Raw genomic sequence first — 17496 nt, forward strand, 5'->3', positions numbered from 1 at the left:
CCGCCGGCTCCGCCGCACGCCCCGGGAACGGGCGTCGTCAGGACGCCGCGCAGGCGACCGGCCCGGCGGCCCGGAGCCCCGGAGCCCCGGGGCCCCGGGGCCCGCATCGCGATGCCGGTGATGGTCGGGGGCGACGGCTGAGGGGGCGACGGCCGAGGGTCAGCCGGTGACCCGCACCGGAAGCTCCGACATCCCGCGGACCACGATGTTCGGCCGGTAGGGGGGCGGATCCGCCAGCGGGGTGATGCTGCTCAGCCGGGTGGCGATGCCGCGCAGCGCCTCGCCCACCTCGAGACGCACCAGCGGTGCGCCGAGGCAGTAGTGCAGGCCCATCCCCAGCGCGAGATGCCGGTTCACCTTCTCCCCACCCGCGTAGCGGTCAATGCGCAGCCGGTCGGGTTCGGTGAACGCCTGCGGGTCGCGGTTGGCCGAGCCGATCATCACGATGACCGCCTCGCCCGGGGTGAACGTCCGACCCGAGACCGTCACCTCGCCACGGGCCGTGCGGGTCGTGACCTGCGCCGGCGGGTCGAGCCGCAGCATCTCCTCGACCGCGGGCAGTGCCAGGTCGGGGTCCTTGCGCAGCGCGTCCAGCTGCGCGGGATCCCGCATCAGCGCGAGGACACCGTTGCCGATCAGGTTCACGGTGGTCTCGTGCCCGGCGACCACGAGGATGAGCAGCGTGCCGAGGAGCTCGGTGGTGGTGAGCCGGTCGCCCTCGGCGTACACCTGCCCGAGGGCGGAGATCAGGTCGTCGCGCGGGTCGGCCCGGCGGGCCTCGACGAGTCCGCCGAAGAACTCCCGGAACTCGTTCACGGCGGCGGTGCGGGCGGCGAGCTCCGCCGGGGAGAGCAGGGCGTCGGGGTCCAGCCCGCGTGCGATGCCGGCGGACATCCTGCGCACGGCGCCATGCTCGGACGCCGGCACGCCCAGCAGGTCGCAGATCATCGTCAACGGCAGCGGGTAGGCGAAGTCCTCGATCAGGTCGACCTCGCCGGCGGCCAGAGCGGCGTCGAGCAGGCCGTCGACGACGCGGCGCGCGGTCGGGCGGGTCGCCTCGATCGTGCGCGGGGTGAAGGCCCGGCTCACCAGACCACGCAGCCGGGTGTGGTCCGGCGGTTCCATCCACAGGAACGACCCGGGCAGTTCGACGTCGCTGTCCGGGTGCAGCAGGTCGGATTCCTCGGCGTGGCTCCACACCGGGTCGGCGAGGATCGCGGCGCACTCCGCGTAGCCGGGGACGAGCGACGTCCCGAGCGGGCCGTCGACGAACAGGCCGGCCTCGCGCAGCGTGCGGTAGGCCTGGTAGGGGTCGTGCCGCCAGGCCGGGTCAAAGGCGTCGATCACAGCCTGGCCGACCTTCGCGTCACCGACGGCGCTGTGGGCTCCGGTGGAACTGTGGGCTCCGGTGGAACTGTGGGCTCCGGTGGCGGTCACGCCGGGCCACCCGCGGCCTCGAACAGCAGGCAGGTGGACGTCCCGTGTGCCACCAGCGCGCCGGCGTGGTTGGTCACCCGGGCCTCGGCTGTGGCCGTGCGGCGTCCGACGTGGACGGCGGTGGCGACACAGGTCAGCGCCGCGTCGTCGAGGGCGACAGCGCGGATGAAGTTCACCTTCAGTTCGAGCGTGGTGTAGAGCATGCCGTCGGGCAGCCGGGTGTAGACGGCGCTGCCCATCGCGGTGTCCATCAGTGTGCTGATCACTCCGCCGTGCACCGTGTACATCGCGTTGGCGGCGGCCGGGGACGGGGTGAGCGTCCACACCGACAGGCCGTCGCCGAGCTCGCTGAGCAGCACGCCGAGCGAGTGGCCGACGCCGATGCCGGCGGTCAGGCCGTGGGAGACCAGGTCGGTGAGCTCGCGCAGCCGCCGCGCCTGCCCCGTCTCGGCGGCCTCGTCCGCCCGCCCGGGACGTTCCGGGTGTTCGGGTTGCTCAGGTTGCTCGGGTTCCTCGGCGCTGACGACTGGCTCGGCGGCGCGGTCCCGGTCCAGGGTGCGGTCCATGGGCGGCGGTCTCCCGTGCGTCGGTGGCGGCAGGCGATGCGTCGCGCTGCATCGTGACCCCAGCCGCCCGTCCCTGACGACATGCATTCGCATCTCTAATCGATCCATGCACCGTGCTCGCCCACGAGGGTTGGCACCGGCCAATCGCGCGATTGGAGTCTGCCGCGCTCGCTGTCGCACCCGGACGCGGTCCGCCAGAGTGCACCCGAGCCGGGCGGACGGACGCCGTCCGGGCAGCGACCTGACCGGGAGACGCCATGGCCGCCGCAGAGACCGCCGCGCAGATCTCGACCGGACCCGCCGCCGGGCCCGCCCCGGTGGAGTTCACCGCCTTCCACCCGGCGCACAAGGCCAACCCGTACCTCAACTACCAGCAGGTGCGGGAGACCCGGCCGCTGTGCCCGTTCATGCTCGGCGACGTCCCCGTCACCGTGCTCACCCGGTACGCGGACCTCGAGACCGTGCTGCAGAGCGACGACTGGGTGCACGGCTACGACGCGGACATCAGCCCGTTCCGCGAGGGCAACGCCAGCGCGCCCCGTTCCTTCCTGCGGATGGACCCGCCGGATCACACCCGGCTGCGCGGGCTGGTGAACAAGGCCTTCACGCCGCGCATCGTGAACGCGATGGCGCCGCGCATCCAGGCGCACGCCGAGCGGCTGGTCGCCGAGGCCCGCACCACGGGCACGCTGGAGGTGATCAACGGCTACGCGGCCCTGCTCGCCAGCGCTTCGCTCGGCAAACTGCTGGGTGTGCCCGACGACGTCGGTGCGTCGCTGCGCGGCTGGGCACTCGCGATCGCCCGCGGCACCGACCCGGACAACCTGCTGACCGAGGACGAGCTGGTGGCCCGCCGGACGGCAACCCTCGACTTCCAGCGCTACTTCCAGGAGCTCATCGCGCAGCGCCGGGCCCAGCCGACCGACGACCTGGTCAGCATGCTCGCGGCCGCCCGGGACCGGGACGACGCGCTCAGCGAGACCGAGCTGCTCGGTGTCTCGTCGCTGATGGTCGTCGCCGGGATGGAGACGTCCATCAACTACATCGGGTCGTCGGTGCTGACCCTGCTGCGCCACCCCGACCAGCTGGCGCTGCTGCGCGCCCGGCCGGAGCTGCTGCACTCCGCCGTCGAGGAGGTGCTGCGCTACGACCCGCCGACGCAGTTCACGATGCGCACGGCGTGCCGGCGGACGGAGCTGGCCGGGCGGACCTTCGAACGCGGGGACGGTGTGCTGCTGGTCAGCGCGGCGGCCGGCCGGGACCCGGAGGCCTACCCGGATCCGGACCGCTTCGACATCACCCGTTATCACGGCCCGCGGCCGGCCCGCCGCCACCTGGGTTTCAGCGTCGGTATTCATTTCTGCCTCGGCGCCCCGCTGGCACGCATCGAGGCGGCGGCGGCGATCGGCGCGCTGGTCCACGGAACGTCAACGCTTGAGCTCGCGGTGGACGACGCCGAGCTGGTCTACCTTCCGAGCCTGATCCACCGAGCTCTGGCGACACTTCCGATCCGGGTCGGCTGACCTGGGCCGCGCCCGCCCCGCACGGTCGCGGCGCATGCCCTGACCGGCGCCTGCACGCCCTGACCGGCGCGCGGCGAGGACATCCTGCCGCTGTCTGGCCGTTACCCGGCCGGGCGGCCGGCGTCCAGCCGATCGGCAGGGCACGCTCGGTCACGCCCCCTGCAGGGACGCGTCGTTTGTGTCGCCCTGACCCGGATGGGAGACTGGCCGCGAGGCCATGGAAGGAGCAACACAAACTGTGAGTGACCTTGAGGTGCCCGACTACTTCCGGGACGAGAAGCTGGTCGCTGACCCGTACCCGTTCCTCGAGGAGATGCGCGGGCAGTGCCCCGTGCTCCGCGAGAAGCACCACGACGTGGTAATGGTGACAGGTTACGAGGAGGCCGTCGAGGTCTTTCACGACTCGGCCACCTTTTCCTCCTGCATCTCGGTGACCGGTCCTTTCCCGGGCTTTCCCGTCCCGCTCGAGGGCGACGACGTGACCGAGCTGATCGAGCGGCACCGGGACGAGCTGCCGATGAGCGACCAGCTGCCCACGCTGGACCCGCCGACGCACACCGCGCACCGCGCGCTGCTGATGCGCCTGATCACCCCGAAGCGGCTGAAGGAGAACGAGGCCCAGATCTGGAACCTCGTCGACCAGATGCTCGAGCCGTACCTGGCTCAGGGCGCGGGTGAGTTCATCACCGGCTTCGCCGGTCCGTTCACCCTGATGGTGATCGCCGACCTGCTCGGCGTTCCCGAGGAGGACCGCGAGGAGTTCCTCGACAAGCTGCAGCGCCACCCCGAGACGCAGGGCGGCGGGATCGGCAGCACCGACGACGACCACCTGGCGCACAATCCGCTGGAGTTCCTCTACCAGCGGTTCAGCGCCTACATCGAGGACCGCCGCGCCGCGCCGCGCGACGACGTCCTGACCGGTCTGGCCAAGGCCACGTTCCCGGACGGGTCGACGCCGGAGGTCATCGATGTCGTCCGGGTCGCGGCGAACCTGTTCTCCGCCGGCCAGGAGACGACCGTCCGGCTGCTCAGCACGGCGTTGAAGATCCTCGCGGAGGACCAGGAGCTGCAGGCGCTGCTGCGCCGCGAGCCGGACCGGGTCGGCAACTTCATCGAGGAGACGCTGCGGCTGGAGAGCCCGGTCAAGGGCGACTTCCGGCTGTCCCGGGTACCGACGACCGTCGGCGGGGTCGACCTGCCCGCCGGGACGACCGTCATGGTCAGCAACGGCGCGGCGAACCGTGACCCGCGGCGCTTCGAGAACCCGAACGTGTTCGACGTGACCCGCGCGAACGCCCGTCACCACCTGGCCTTCGGGCGTGGCATCCACACGTGCCCAGGGGCGCCGCTCGCCCGCGCGGAGGCCCGCGCGGCCATCGAGCGGATCCTGGAGCGCACCACCGAGATCCGGATCGCCGACAGTGTGCACGGCCCGGCCGGCGACCGCCGGTTCAGCTACCTGCCGACGTTCATCCTGCGGGGTCTGACCCACCTCGCCCTCGAGTTCACCGTCGCACCGAAGGCCATCTGATGAAGGTCGTCGTCGATGAGGACCGGTGCTGCGGGCACTCCACCTGCGCCACCCTGTGCCCCGAGGTGTTCACACTCTCCGACGACGGCTTCGCCGTCGTGACGGTCGACGAGGTGCCCGCCGAGTTCGAGCGGGTCGTGCACGAGGCTGTGGGCAACTGCCCCGAGCACGCCATCTCCGAGCGCTGACCACGGCGCGGCGCTGCCCACACGCCGCGTCGCCCCGCGAGCAGTCCGCACGCGCCCCGTCCCGGGCCTCGCCGGGGCGGGGCGCGGTCGTTCGCGGGGCGACGCGGCGGCAGGCGCCGTCCCCTCCCGGGTGGCCGCCGCGGGCACTACTCCGTGATGTCGCGGAGAGTCAGCGGGCCTCCGGGCAGCAGCGGCCCCCGGCGGGTACGCAGACCGTCGAGCACGATGGCGCACGAACGCTCGTAGACGGCCTCCCCCACCTCGCGCGGCATCTTCTGCATGCCCTGCAGGAGCAGCGAGAACAGGTGCACGACGTCGCCCGTCCCGACATCCGGGCGCAGCGTGCCCTCCTGCTGCGCGGCCTGCACGAGGGTGTCGATCTGGGCCATGAGCTCACCGCGGATGCGGCGGATCTCCGGGTCGGCGCGGATCATCTCGGTGGTCGCGGGCTGGAACAGGTTCGGCAGGCGCAGCGCGAGGCGGAGCTCGGGCGAGCCGCTCATGCTGCGGATCAGCGCCTCCCACGCGCAGGGCTCGTCGACCGCCGCGGCCCGCGCCCGCGCGAGCATGGTCGCGAGACTGTCCTGGACGACCGCCATGATCAGCGCGTCACGGTCGGGGAAGTGCCGGTACAGCGTCCCCACTCCGACCCCGGCGAGCCGGGCGATCTCCTCCATGGGCAGGTAGGGGCCGTCCTCCGTGAACGCGTGCACCGCGGCGGCCAGGATCTTGTCACGGTTGCGCCGGGCGTCGGCCCTGAGGCGGACCGGGGGTAACGCCGTCACGACTTCCCACCCTTCTGTAATCGAACGCTGCTCATCATAAACGGAAGAATACCGTCCACTTCTGTCGCGAGGCCACTTCTCCGCGCACACCGGTTCCCTGCTGCCACCGGACGCACCGCCGGCGCGGAGCCTGCCTGGCGGAGCCTGCCTGGCGGAGTCTGCCTGGCGGAGTCTGCCTGGCGGGTTCTGCCTCGCGGGGCAGCTCAGGTGATCGCCGTCGGCCTCGGCTCGGACCAGTCCCGGTTCTCGTTCGACCAGCAGACGAACGGCTCCGCACTCGTCCCGCCGACGACCTCGAACTTCCCGCCCTTCACCTGGACCAGCGCCTGGCACTCCTCTTTGTACCCGTGCGTGGCCGGATCCTCCTCGGTCGGGTATTCGTGCTGGCGCGACCAGTCGATCGGGTTGACGAGGCCGTCCGCGCTGTAGTCCGTCAGTCTGTTCGTCGCCTCGACGACGCTGGCGCGGGTGAAGTTCGGCCCGGCGGCGAGGATCCCCTGGTAGGCGAGATCGGCGTTGATCCAGCCGGCCATGGCCGCCTCGGTGATCCCGGCGCCGGTCTCCTCCATCCACCTGAAGTAGTCGGCGAGGCCGGTCCCGACCGGGTCCGCCTCGAACGGGCGGAACGACACCCCGACGTAGTCGCCCTCGAACAGGTCACCGGCAGCGGCGACGAAGTCCTGGTCGTAGGTGTTCGGATGGTAGAGCACGACGTCCCGCATGCCCTGGCGCTCCAGCTCCTGGGCCAGGATCCTCATCCCGTTGAGGTCCAGACAGGTAATGATCATCTGCGTGCCGGCACGTCCCATCTCCGAGACCTCGGGGCCGATGCCGTTGGGCAGGCCGAAGCCGAGGCCGTCGTTCTTGTAGACGATCTCCTGCCCGGTGTCACCGTGATAGCGGTCGATCGTCCGGGTGATCGTCGACGTGCATTCCTTGGAGACGTCCGAGACTCCGTAGCCGAGCGCCGCGATCTTCGTCGCCTTCGCCAGCCCGGCCACGTACGGGTAGGTCCGCGACGTGCAGTCGAGGCAGACGGGGGCAGCGTTACCGAAGATCGACTTCTGGTTCACCATGGCGGCGGGCTGAATGGCCCAGACGTACTGGGGAACGCCGGCCCTGGCCAGTTCGGCCCAGCCGAGCGGGAGCTGCGCGGCACCGAACGTCGCGAACGTGTTGTTCCCGCTGATGATCTGCAGGGCGCCTTCCCTGTTCCTGCCGAGCTCGTCGTCGATCTGCTCGGCGACCACCAGCCTGCGGCCGTGCACCCCGCCCTCGCTGTTACGGAAGGCGAAGTAGGCCTCGACACCGTCGCCGAAGCAGTCGAGGATGCAGGTTCCGATGGGATTGTTGCTCCTGGTGGCCAGCAGCGAGAACCGGATCTCCGTGGCGCTGACTCCGGGGTTGCCCCTGTTCGGCATGCCCGCGGGTGGTGCGTTCGTACCGCTCTCCCCACCGGTGGGGCTCGAACAGGCCGCGACCACCAGGCACAGTAAAACCAGGAGACCCGATAAACGAAAGCCGCGGGTGCGACGACGCCTCATCGATGCACGTTCCTTTGACCTCGGGCGCCCGAGAGCGCGCCTGCGATGGCACTCGCCGCCGGGCCGCGACGCGGCTGCTCGACCGGTAAGCAGGATTATGCAGCTCGGTCACTGCACGGGCATGACCTGCGAAAATCACGGTGCAGGAATAGCCGGAACGGCGCCGTCGAGCCCTTTTCCACGGGCGCGAGGAAACCCGGAAGCCTGCCCTTGGTTCGGGCTTCGGTCACCCCGGAGACGCCCTACCTGCCTCCGACGACGTCGGTGTCAGGCCTTTTCCGTGGCCGTCCCGGGCCGCCACGCGACACTCTCGTTCCGTCCGCCGCCGAGGCCCCGTCGCGATTCCCCGCCGCCGCGGACGACTGCCCGGGCGGGGCATCGGGGTGCCGCCGGCCCGGTGCTGCCGCTACTGTCCGTCGGGTGGCATACGCGAACGTCAACGGGCTGCGCATCGGTTACGACATCATCGGCGAGGGCGAACGCACCTGGGTCCTGACCCTCGGCGGCCGGTTCACCAGGGACACCGCGGGGGTCGCGGACCTGGCGCGGGCCATCGCCGGGCCCGGCAACCAGGTGCTGCTGTGGGACAGGCCGAACAGCGGCGAGTCCGACCTGTACTTCTCCGGGCCGAGCGAGCCGAGGATGCAGGCGGACGCTCTCGCCGGCCTGCTCACCACCCTCGGCCTCGGGCCGGCCGTGCTCGCCGGCGGGACCGTCGGTTCCCATGTCTCGCTGCTCACCGCCGCGCACCACCCCGAGGCCGCCGCCGGGCTGGCGCTGTGGTGGGTCAGCGGCGGCGCCCCGGGCCTGATGATCCTGGCCAACGCCTACTACTCCGCCACCGTCACGACCGCCTGGACGCGCGACATGGCGGCGGTGGCGGCGCTGCCGGAATGGGCGCCCTCGCTCGAGCGCAACCCGCAGAACCGCCAGCGGCTGCTGGCCCAGGACCGTGACGAGTTCCTCGCCACCGTGCAGCGGTGGATGGCCGCGTTCAGCCCGCGGCCCGGCGAGGTCGTCCCCGGGCTCTCCGACGAGGGCGCGCGGTCGATCCGGGTGCCGGCCCTGGTGTTCCGCAGCGGGGCGAGTGACCCGTTCCACCCCAGGGCGACGTCCGAGGCGCTGGCCGGGCTGCTGCCGGGCGCCCGACTGGTCGAGCCGCCCTGGGGCGACCGCGAGTACCTGGAACGGCAGGCGGAGATGGCGACAGCTGCGAGCCTGTTCGTCCGCTGGCCGCTGCTGGCTCCCGTGCTTTCGGCCTGGGCCGCCGACGCCCTCACCTGACCGCCACCCGCCGCGCGCCACCCGCCGCGCGGTGCGGGTGGCGGGTGGCGGGTGGCGCGGTGCGGTGCGGTGCGGTGCGCTACAGCAGCGCAGCGGCCAGGCGGCGCCACTGATCACGTGGGAGGGCCCGCTGGTCGGCGAGAAGCACCTGCAGGCACACGTGGTCGGCGCCGGCGGCCTGGTGCTCCTCGACGCGCCGGCCGATCGCGGCCTCGTCCCCCCAGACGATCAGGGCGTCGAACAGCCGGTCACTCACCCCGGTGATGTCGTCCTCGGTGAAGCCGAGCCGGCGCATGCTGCTCTGGTAGTTCGGCAGCTCCAGGTAGCCGGCGAGCCACGGCCGGCCGATCGCATGTGCCTCGTCGGCGTCGGTGGTGAGGATGGCCGTCTGCTCCGGCAGGATCAGCGGGCCCTCACCGAGGCGCTCCCGGGCCTGCCGGGTGTGCTCCGGGGTCACCAGGTAGGGGTGGATGCCGCGGGACCGGTGCGCGGCCAGGTCGAGCATCCTGGGGCCGAGCGCGGCCAGCACCCTGTCCTCCGCCGGGACGGGCGGGTCAGCCTTGTCCAGTTCGTCCAGGAAGGCCGTCATCGCCGCGAGCGGCCGCCGGTAGCGGCCGGCCTCGGCGGCGTCGACGATGGGTGCGTGGCTGACCCCGATGCCCATCAGGAAGCGGTTCGGGTGGGCGGCGGCCAGGTCGGCGGTACGTGCGGCGATCTCGGCCGGGTCATGCATCCAGAGGTTGAGGATGCCGGTGGCGACGGTCACCCGGCTCGTGGCGGCCAGCAGCGCGCCGACCACGTCGAGGACCGGGCCGCCGGTGTCGGGTATCCACACTGCCTGGAAGCCGAGTGTCTCCAGCTCCGCGGCCGCGTCGGCTGCCACGGCCGGATCGCCGTACCGCAGTTGATGGCTCCACACCCCGATGCCTGAAAGATCCATGTCGGCCGTCCTGTCCACGTGTCGGTGACGGACCTCACGCGCCCGCCACCCTGCTTATCAGAAAGCGACAGTGGGACGGGCACCGGCGATCGATGGACCCGTACCCGGTTCGACGGCACTCTTGGTCCTTCATACTCAGCGGGCCGCCCGGGCCCGGGCCCGAGGGGAGATCCCGTGCTCGATGACGAGGTGCGTCAGATCATCGCCGCGACGCGGCGTTTCGTCCGTGAACGAGTCGTGCCGGCGGAACCCACCATCGACGACACCGATGCGATTCCTGCCGACCTGCGCCGGGAGGCCGCCGAGATGGGGCTGTTCGGATTCGCCATTCCGGAGGAATACGGGGGTCTCGGCCTCGACATGAGCGCCGAGGTCCGGCTCGTCTTCGAGCTGGGTTACACCACCCCGGCCTTCCGGTCGATGTTCGGCACCAACAACGGCATCGCCGGCCACGTCCTGCTGGAGGGCGCGACCGAGGAACAGAAGAAGGCCTACCTGCCGCCGATCGCCTCCGGCGAATGGACCGCCTCGTTCGCTCTCACGGAGGAGAACGCCGGTTCCGACCCGTCCGGTCTCACGACCGCCGCCCGCCGTGACGGCGACGGCTGGGTGATCAGCGGCTCGAAGCGGTTCATCACCAACGCCCCGCTGGCCGACGTCTTCATGGTGTTCGCGCGGACGGACCCCGACGCCGCCGGCGCCCGCGGCATCACCGCGTTCATGGTCGAGCGCGGCCTCCCCGGCCTGAGCATCGGCCCGAAGGACCACAAGATGGGCCAGGCCGGCGCCTGGACCGCCGACGTCCACCTGGACGACGTCCGGGTCCCCGCCAGCACGGTGATCGGCGGCGAGGAGGGCGTGGGCCGCGGCTACGCGACCGCGATGCGCTGCCTGGCACACGGCCGGGTCCACATCGCCGCACTCTGCGTCGGCCTGTCCCAGCGCCTCCTCGACGAGTCCGTCTCCTACGCCGCGAGCCGGGTCCAGGGCGGCGGCGTGATCGGCACGCACCAGCTCGTCCAGGGCCTGCTCGCGGACTCCGCCACCGACCTGTACGCCGCACGGGCCCTGGTCACCGACGTCGCCGCCCGCTACGACGACGGCAGCGACACCCGACTCGGCCCGTCCTGCGCGAAGTACTTCGCCTCCGAGGCCGTCGGCCGCATCGCCGACCGGGCGGTGCAGATCCACGGCGGCGCCGGCTACATGCACGGCGTACCCGTCGAACGGTTCTACCGCGACGCCCGCCTCTTCCGGATCTACGAGGGCACCAGCCAGATCCAGCAGATCGTCATCGCCCGCGAGCTCCTGCGCAACGCCGGCGTGCGGTAACCCGCCAGTAACCTCGATGCCTGCGCCGCCGCGCCGCACGGCACCGCTCACTCGGCGGGGAGGCGGCAGACTGGGGAGCGGGCGGGGCAGCACGGCGGCCGGTACCGGGCCGCGGCGGTCGGCCCGACGGGCGGACGAGAGGGCGGCGGATGCGGTTCGTGGGCGTGCGGGACGGTCGGCGTGTCGTGGTCAGCCGGGTGTTCGACCCCGCGGGCCGCGACCCCGCGGGCGACCAGGCCGCGGGCGGCGGGCTTCCGGCGGCCGCGGGCGATCCGAGCAGCCTGCGGGTGGCCCGGATCGCGGAGGTGGACGAGTTCTACGCCGACCTCCCCTGCTGGCTGGAGGCCGCCCGTGTCGCCACCGCCGCCGACGGCGAGCATGACCTCGACGATCTGACGCTCGCGCCGCCCGTTCCGGCTGGTGCCCGGGTACTCGGCATGGGTCTGAACTACCATGCGCACGCTGCGGAGACCGGCCTCGACCTGCCGAAGCGCCCGCCGATCTTCGGGCGTTGGACGGCCTCGCTGGTCGTCGACGGGACGCCGGTCCCCGTGCCGCCCGGGGAGCGCGGGCTGGACTGGGAGGGTGAGCTCGCCGCGGTCGTCGGCACCAGGCTGACCGACGTCGACGAGGACACCGCGCTGCGTGGCGTGTTCGGCTACGCGGCGTTCAACGATCTGAGCGCACGCCGGGCCCAGGGCGCCTCCGCGCAGTGGACGCTGGGCAAGAACGCCGACCGCAGCGGCCCGATGGGCTCCGTGGTCACGGCCGACCAGGTCGGCGACCCGGGCGCGGGGCTGCGGCTGGTCACCCGGGTCAACGGCGAGGTCGTGCAGGACGGCGACACCAGCGACATGATCTTCTCGGTGGGCCGGATCCTGTCCTTCGTGAGCCGCACCGTCACCCTGAACCCGGGCGACGTCCTGATCACCGGCACTCCGGCCGGGGTCGGGTACATCCGCACCCCGCCGCGCTACCTGGGCCCCGGCGACGTCGTCGAGGTCTGGGTCGAGCGGGTCGGCTCTGTCCGCAACCCCGTGGTCGACGCCTCCGCGCGTCCCTGACCACCGCCGGCCACCCCGCCGGGCGCCGCCGGCCACCCGCCAAGGACGCCCGTGTCACTGCCGATCACCCAATGGTTCTAGGATGATCCGCGTCGGGCCGGGGCCCAGCCGGCCGCGGCGGCGACAGTGACGACAGCCCGATGACAGCACCGACGACGGGAGTCCCATGAGCCAGGACGAGCTGGCCGAGCATCCGCTGGCACGCGCGGTGAAGGAGCCGCCGACCGCCTGGGACCCGCAGGGCATCGACATCACCGTGCCCAGCATCGCCCGCGTCTACGACGCGATCCTCGGTGGCAAGGACAACTTCCCGGTCGACCGTGCCGTCGCCGAGCACCTGATGCAGCTCGCCCCCCGGGGCCGGCAGTCAGCCCTGTACAACCGGGCGCTGCTCGGGCGCGGGGTGCGGTTCATGGCGGAGCAGGGTGTCCGCCAGTTCATCGACCTCGGGTCCGGCCTGCCGACGGCCAGCAACACCCATCAGATGGCGCAGGCGGCCGCGCCCGACGCCCGGGTGGTCTACGTCGACAACGACCCGATCGTGCTCGCCCACGGCCGGGCGCTGCTGGCCGAGAACGAGCACACGACCGTGGTGACCGCGGACTTCCGCGAGCCCGGCAGCGTGCTGGATCATCCCGACCTGACGGCTCTGATCAACTTTGACGAGCCCGTCGGGCTGCTGCTCTTCGCCGTCGTCCACCACATCGAGGACGACGAGGACCCGGCGGGGATCCTCGCCGCCTACCGGGAACGCCTGGCGTCCGGCAGCTACCTGTTCCTGAGCCACTTCGTGACCCACGGCGAGGAGACCAGGGAGCTGGAGAAGGTCATGCTGGCCGATCTCGGGCGGGGCCGGTTCCGCACCCTGGACGAGATCACCGCCTTCTTCGACGGATTCGACCTCCAGGAGCCCGGCGTGGTCTACAACCCGCTGTGGCGCCCGGAGGAGCCGCTGCCCGAGACCATGACGCTGACCGAGCGCCTCGTCGCCGGCGGACTGGGGCGCAGGGCCTGACCCAGCCGACCGCGGACCCGGTGCCCGGGACCGGTGGCGGCCGGCGGCGGCGCGGGCCGCCACCGGTCGCCACCGGTCGCCACCGGCCGCCGCCGCTCAGGCCTTCGGGCCGCCGGCCACGTAGACGACCTGGCCGGAGACGAAGCCAGCGCCCTCGCTGACCAGGAACGACACGGTGTGGGCGATGTCGTCGGGAACGCCCACCCGGCCCACCGGGATGTCGGTCGCGCGGGCGGCCGCGTACTCGTCCCACGGCCGGCCGAGGCGCTCGGCGGTCGCCCGCGTCATCTCGGTCTCGATCAGACCGGGCGCCACCGCGTTGCAGGTGACGCCGAACTTCCCGAGCTCGATCGCCACGGTCTTGGTGAAGCCCTGCAGGCCGGCCTTCGCCGCCGAGTAGTTGGCCTGCCCGCGGTTGCCGAGCGCCGAGGTGCTCGACAGGTTCACCACCCGGCCGAAACCGGCGTCCACCATGTACTTCTGCACCGCGCGGGTCATCAGGAAGGTGCCGCGCAGGTGCACCTCCATGACCAGGTCCCACTCGGCCTCGGCCATCTTGAACAGCAGGTTGTCGCGGGTGATGCCGGCGTTGTTCACCAGGACGGTGGGCGGCCCGAGCTCGGCGGCGACCCGGGCGACCGCGGCGTCGACCTGGTCGGAGTCACTGACGTTGACGCCGACGGCGATCGCCTTCCCCCCGGCCGCGACGATCGCGTCGACCGTCTCCTTCGAGGCGCTCTCCTCCAGGTCGAGGGCGGCGACGGCCAGCCCGTCGGCCGCGAGCCTGCGCGCGGTGGCGGCACCGAGACCACGCGCGGCCCCCGTGACGATCGCGACCCGTTCCTGGGCAGCGGACATGATGGGCTCCTCCCACTGTCGGCGTGACGTCCCGGGCCCGCGCCGTGCGGCGCCGCCCGGGTCGGAGCGGATCTCCGGGACAGCAGATCGCCGGGGCATCGGATCGCTGCGCCGGCGGATCACTGGGGCAGCAGTCTTGCAGGCGGCGGCGACAGGTGCATCGCTGCCGACAGACACCCAGGTCGGCGGCGTCGGAGGCGCCGTCGGCGGCGCCGCCGCACCGGCGCCGTCGCACCGGCGCCGTCGCACCGCGCAACAATTCGTTGGCCAACAGCGAAGGATGCGGCCATCGTGGATCAGGCCGGACCCCGGCGGATCGGGCCCGATCCAACCCCGCCACCGCAAGGAGTGACCTCACTGTGTCCCCCGTGGACGAGCTGTCCGGCGCCGCCGCGCCGATCTGGATGTGGACCCGTCCGCACGAGGTCGAGAGCGCCGCCCTCGACCAGCTCCGCACCATCGCCGACCTGCCCTACGTCCACCACCACGTCGCCGTCATGCCGGACGTCCACCTCGGGAAGGGGGCGACGGTCGGCTCGGTCATCGCGCTGCGCGACGCCGTCTCCCCCGCCGCGGTCGGCGTCGACATCGGCTGCGGGATGGCGGCCGTGCGCACCAGCCTGACCGCGGCCGACCTGCCCGACGACCTCGGTCCGCTGCGCGCCGCGGTCGAGGCGGCCATCCCCGTCGGGTACCGCGGGCACGCGGAGATCTCCCGGCGGGTCCGCGGCTACGACGACCTGTGGGCGGGCTTCGGTGACCTGCACCCGTCGGTCAGCGGGCGCAGCGGCGGCCTGGACCGGGTGATGGCGCAGATGGGCAGCCTCGGCTCGGGCAACCACTTCGTCGAGCTGTGCCTGGACACGACGGACGCGGTCTGGCTGATGCTGCACTCCGGCTCGCGCAACGTGGGCAAGACCCTGGCGGAGGCCCACATCGCCGCGGCGAAGAAGCTGCCGCACAACGCCGGCCTGCCCGACCGTGACCTGGCGGTGTTCCTCGCCGGCACGCCGGAGATGGCCGCGTACCGGCGTGACCTCGACTGGGCCCAGACCTACGCCCGGCACAACCGCGAGACCATGCTCGGGCTGTACGTCGAGGCGCTGCGCACGCGGCTGCCCCGGCTGCGGGTCCCCGCCCCGCCGGTGGACGGGCCGCACGCGGGCGACGCGGCGTTCGCCGCTGTCAACTGCCACCACAACTACGTGGCCGAGGAGCATCACTACGGCGCGGACGTCCTCGTCACCCGCAAGGGCGCCATCTCGGCCCGGGCCGGGGAGTACGGCATCATCCCGGGCTCGATGGGCACCCGCTCCTACATCGTGCGCGGCCTGGGCAACCCCGAGTCGTTCCACTCCGCGTCGCACGGCGCGGGACGGCGGATGAGCCGGACCCGCGCCCGCAAGGAGTTCACCACCGACGATCTGGCCGCCCAGACCATCGGTGTCGAGTGCCGCAAGGACCCCGGCGTGCTCGACGAGATCCCGGCCGCCTACAAGGACATCGAGGCCGTCATCGCCTACCAGGACGACCTGGTGGACGTCGCCGCCGAGCTGCACGCCGTCCTCTGTGTGAAGGGCTGAGGCCCACGCCGGAGGCGGCCCACGGCGGGGGTGGCCCACGGCGGGGGGTGGCCCGTAGCCCGGGTCACCCCCGCCCGCAGCGGCCGCGAGCTGGCACGCGGCCACCGCAGCGCCCCCCTGTGGGGGCTCCGTCACGCCCCGGCCACAGCCCCGCCGAAGCCCCGCATCCGCGTCCTGACAGCACTTTTGGGCCCGCCGTCTGCCGGCGGGGGGGCGTTATGCTGCCGCACCATCACATCCCGGGCGTTCTCCGAACGCTCACCCAGGTGGTGGCCAGCAGGTGCGACCCGCGCCGTACCGCCGCCGCGGACGGAGGTACCGACCGGTGGAGTGGCTCGGCACGACGGCACGTCCGCACCCGCTCACACGGTGGCGGCCGGCGGTGGCACTGCTCGTCGGTCGCCGGCTACGTCCAACAGGAGTTCGCCGCGGCCGGAACGGCGACGGCCTATCAGGCCGCCGGCGCGCTCGGGGCCGACGGCCGCTGGGAGTTCACCCGGGCTCACCGGCGCCCTACCGGACCAGGGTGCTCGTCCGCCGCCCGGCGAAGGCCGCGGACTTCAGCGGCACCGTGGTCGTTGAATGGCTCAACGTAAGCGGCGGTGTGGACGCCGACGTCGAATGGGGCGCGTTCCGCGAGGAGATCCTCCGCCAGGGGCATGCCTGGGTCGGTGTGTCCGCCCAGCGGATCGGCGTCGTGGGCGGTCCGGTGCTCGTCCCGGTGACGGAGGGGGCGTCGCTCGCCGGCCGGGGGCTCGTCGCCATCGACCCGGCCCGTTACGGCTCGCTGCGCCATCCCGGGGACGGCTTCTCGTTCGACATCCTCACCCAGGTCGGGCGGGCGGTACGGGCCGGAACGGGGCTGGGCGGGCCACGCCCGCGGGCCTTCGACGGCTTCTTCGTGCACAGCCGGGGTGCGTCCGGGCTTCCGCTGGTGGGCCCGGAGGAACACGCCGACCTGATCAAAGCGCTCGGCGGCACCCCCACGGTGTTCCGCACCGACCAGGACGCGCCGGTCCTCGACGTGCAGACGGAAAGTGATCTCACGGGGCTGCTGAGCTCACACCGGGCCCGCCAGCCGGACAACGCCCGGCTGCGGTTGTGGGAGGTGGCGGGTACCGCGCACGTCGACACCCGCCTCCTCGGCGCCGCCGCCGCGAGGATCGACTGCGGCGTGCCGATCAACAGCGGCCCGCTGCACCTCGTCGCCAAGGCGGGGCTGCGTGCGCTGGCCGCCTGGGCCACGACCGGCACGCCGCCGGCGACCGCGCCCCGCATCGAGGTGACCGCGGACGGGGAGCCGAGCGTCCAGCGGGACGCCGACCGGATCGCGGTCGGCGGGGTCCGCACACCCCCGGTGGAAATACCCGTCACCGTGCTGTCGGGTGAGGCCGGACCGACCCCGTCGGCAATCTGCCAACTGGCCGGTTCGAACCGCCCACTACCGGCCGGCCGGCTGGCCGAACGGTATCCGTCCCGGAACGAGTACCAAAAGCGTTACAACGAGGCAACCGAATCAGCGGTAAGCTCTGGCTTCCTCCTTTCCGAGGACCGGCCGGCGATGCTCGCAATGGCGGATTCCAGCCTGATAGTGGCCTGATCTCGGGCGTTCTCGGCCCCGCCGGGAACGCCCGCGAATAACCACACCACCAGTTACCCAAAGCAGCGAATCAACCACGCCGGGCGATCGGTCCGGCCAGCCACCTGCCCCCCGGGCGGGCAGCACAGGTGACCGGCGAGCGCGACCGTGGGCGCGACCGTGGGCGCGGCGGCAGCCGATACGAGCCGCCCGCACCGCAGCCACCTCCCCCCTTCCTGACAGCAGCCCGAGACGTTTCCGATGGCC

At 72.4% G+C, this 17496-nt stretch carries 14 protein-coding genes and 1 pseudogene; 9 read left to right on the plus strand and 6 right to left on the minus strand.

Annotated elements, in window-relative coordinates:
• Window positions 1-159: 159 nt before the first annotated feature.
• Entirely contained in the window at window positions 160-1437 is a 1278-nt protein-coding gene (locus tag B207_RS0112965; protein WP_018636970.1) for a cytochrome P450, read from the minus strand.
• On the minus strand, window positions 1434-2003 hold the full coding sequence (locus B207_RS0112970; RefSeq protein ID WP_018636971.1) for a PaaI family thioesterase: 570 nt from the start codon (window positions 2001-2003) through the stop codon (window positions 1434-1436). The genes B207_RS0112965 and B207_RS0112970 overlap by 4 nt, the downstream gene beginning before the upstream one ends.
• Window positions 2004-2260: 257 nt before the next feature.
• Between B207_RS0112970 and B207_RS0112975 the strand changes: the two genes are divergently transcribed.
• From B207_RS0112975 to B207_RS0112985, 3 genes are all read left to right on the plus strand, one after another.
• Window positions 2261-3526, plus strand: coding sequence for a cytochrome P450 (locus tag B207_RS0112975; protein ID WP_018636972.1), 1266 nt, complete (start codon window positions 2261-2263; stop codon window positions 3524-3526).
• A 238-nt stretch (window positions 3527-3764) separates the two neighbouring features.
• Window positions 3765-5057 carry a cytochrome P450 gene (locus B207_RS0112980; RefSeq protein ID WP_026311008.1) on the plus strand — a complete coding sequence of 431 codons (1293 nt, stop codon included), beginning with the start codon at window positions 3765-3767 and terminating at the stop codon, window positions 5055-5057.
• Entirely contained in the window at window positions 5057-5245 is a 189-nt protein-coding gene (locus B207_RS0112985; protein WP_018636974.1) for a ferredoxin, read from the plus strand. Before B207_RS0112980 ends, B207_RS0112985 begins: the two co-directional genes overlap by 1 nt.
• A 146-nt stretch (window positions 5246-5391) precedes the next feature.
• Here B207_RS0112985 and B207_RS0112990 read toward each other — a convergent pair whose 3' ends face one another.
• Window positions 5392-6030 carry a TetR/AcrR family transcriptional regulator gene (locus B207_RS0112990; protein ID WP_018636975.1) on the minus strand — a complete coding sequence of 213 codons (639 nt, stop codon included), beginning with the start codon at window positions 6028-6030 and terminating at the stop codon, window positions 5392-5394.
• A 203-nt stretch (window positions 6031-6233) separates the two neighbouring features.
• Window positions 6234-7451, minus strand: coding sequence for an ABC transporter substrate-binding protein (locus tag B207_RS0112995; RefSeq protein ID WP_018636976.1), 1218 nt, complete (start codon window positions 7449-7451; stop codon window positions 6234-6236).
• Between the two features lie 543 nt (window positions 7452-7994).
• Between B207_RS0112995 and B207_RS0113000 the strand changes: the two genes are divergently transcribed.
• Window positions 7995-8858, plus strand: a complete 864-nt coding sequence (locus B207_RS0113000) for an alpha/beta fold hydrolase (RefSeq protein WP_018636977.1) — start codon at window positions 7995-7997, stop codon at window positions 8856-8858.
• 79 nt (window positions 8859-8937) lie between these two features.
• Here the strand turns inward: B207_RS0113000 and B207_RS0113005 are convergent, their stop codons facing one another.
• Window positions 8938-9798, minus strand: a complete 861-nt coding sequence (locus tag B207_RS0113005) for an LLM class F420-dependent oxidoreductase (RefSeq protein WP_018636978.1) — start codon at window positions 9796-9798, stop codon at window positions 8938-8940.
• Window positions 9799-9972: 174 nt separating this feature from the next.
• On the opposite strand from B207_RS0113005, the gene B207_RS0113010 reads away from it, so the two are divergent.
• The 3 genes from B207_RS0113010 (at window position 9973) to B207_RS0113020 (ending at window position 13209) form a co-directional block, all read left to right on the plus strand.
• On the plus strand, window positions 9973-11130 hold the full coding sequence (locus B207_RS0113010) for an acyl-CoA dehydrogenase family protein (protein ID WP_018636979.1): 1158 nt from the start codon (window positions 9973-9975) through the stop codon (window positions 11128-11130).
• A 149-nt stretch (window positions 11131-11279) separates the two neighbouring features.
• Window positions 11280-12194, plus strand: coding sequence for a fumarylacetoacetate hydrolase family protein (locus B207_RS0113015; RefSeq protein WP_018636980.1), 915 nt, complete (start codon window positions 11280-11282; stop codon window positions 12192-12194).
• Between the two features lie 166 nt (window positions 12195-12360).
• Window positions 12361-13209, plus strand: coding sequence for an SAM-dependent methyltransferase (locus B207_RS0113020; protein ID WP_018636981.1), 849 nt, complete (start codon window positions 12361-12363; stop codon window positions 13207-13209).
• A gap of 96 nt (window positions 13210-13305) precedes the next feature.
• On the opposite strand, the gene B207_RS0113025 is transcribed toward B207_RS0113020, so the two are convergent.
• Window positions 13306-14067, minus strand: a complete 762-nt coding sequence (locus tag B207_RS0113025) for an SDR family oxidoreductase (RefSeq protein ID WP_018636982.1) — start codon at window positions 14065-14067, stop codon at window positions 13306-13308.
• 359 nt (window positions 14068-14426) lie between these two features.
• Here B207_RS0113025 and B207_RS0113030 point away from each other — a divergent pair, with 359 nt between their 5' ends.
• Together B207_RS0113030 and B207_RS33735 are read left to right on the plus strand one after the other, a co-directional pair.
• Window positions 14427-15650, plus strand: coding sequence for an RtcB family protein (locus tag B207_RS0113030; RefSeq protein WP_026311009.1), 1224 nt, complete (start codon window positions 14427-14429; stop codon window positions 15648-15650).
• Window positions 15651-15868: 218 nt separating this feature from the next.
• Window positions 15869-17250 (plus strand): annotated as a pseudogene (locus B207_RS33735) (alpha/beta hydrolase domain-containing protein).
• Window positions 17251-17496: the final 246 nt, after the last annotated feature.

Origin of the sequence: Parafrankia elaeagni (assembly GCF_000374165.1) — a bacterium.
Lineage (GTDB): Bacteria > Actinomycetota > Actinomycetes > Frankiales > Frankiaceae > Parafrankia > Parafrankia elaeagni.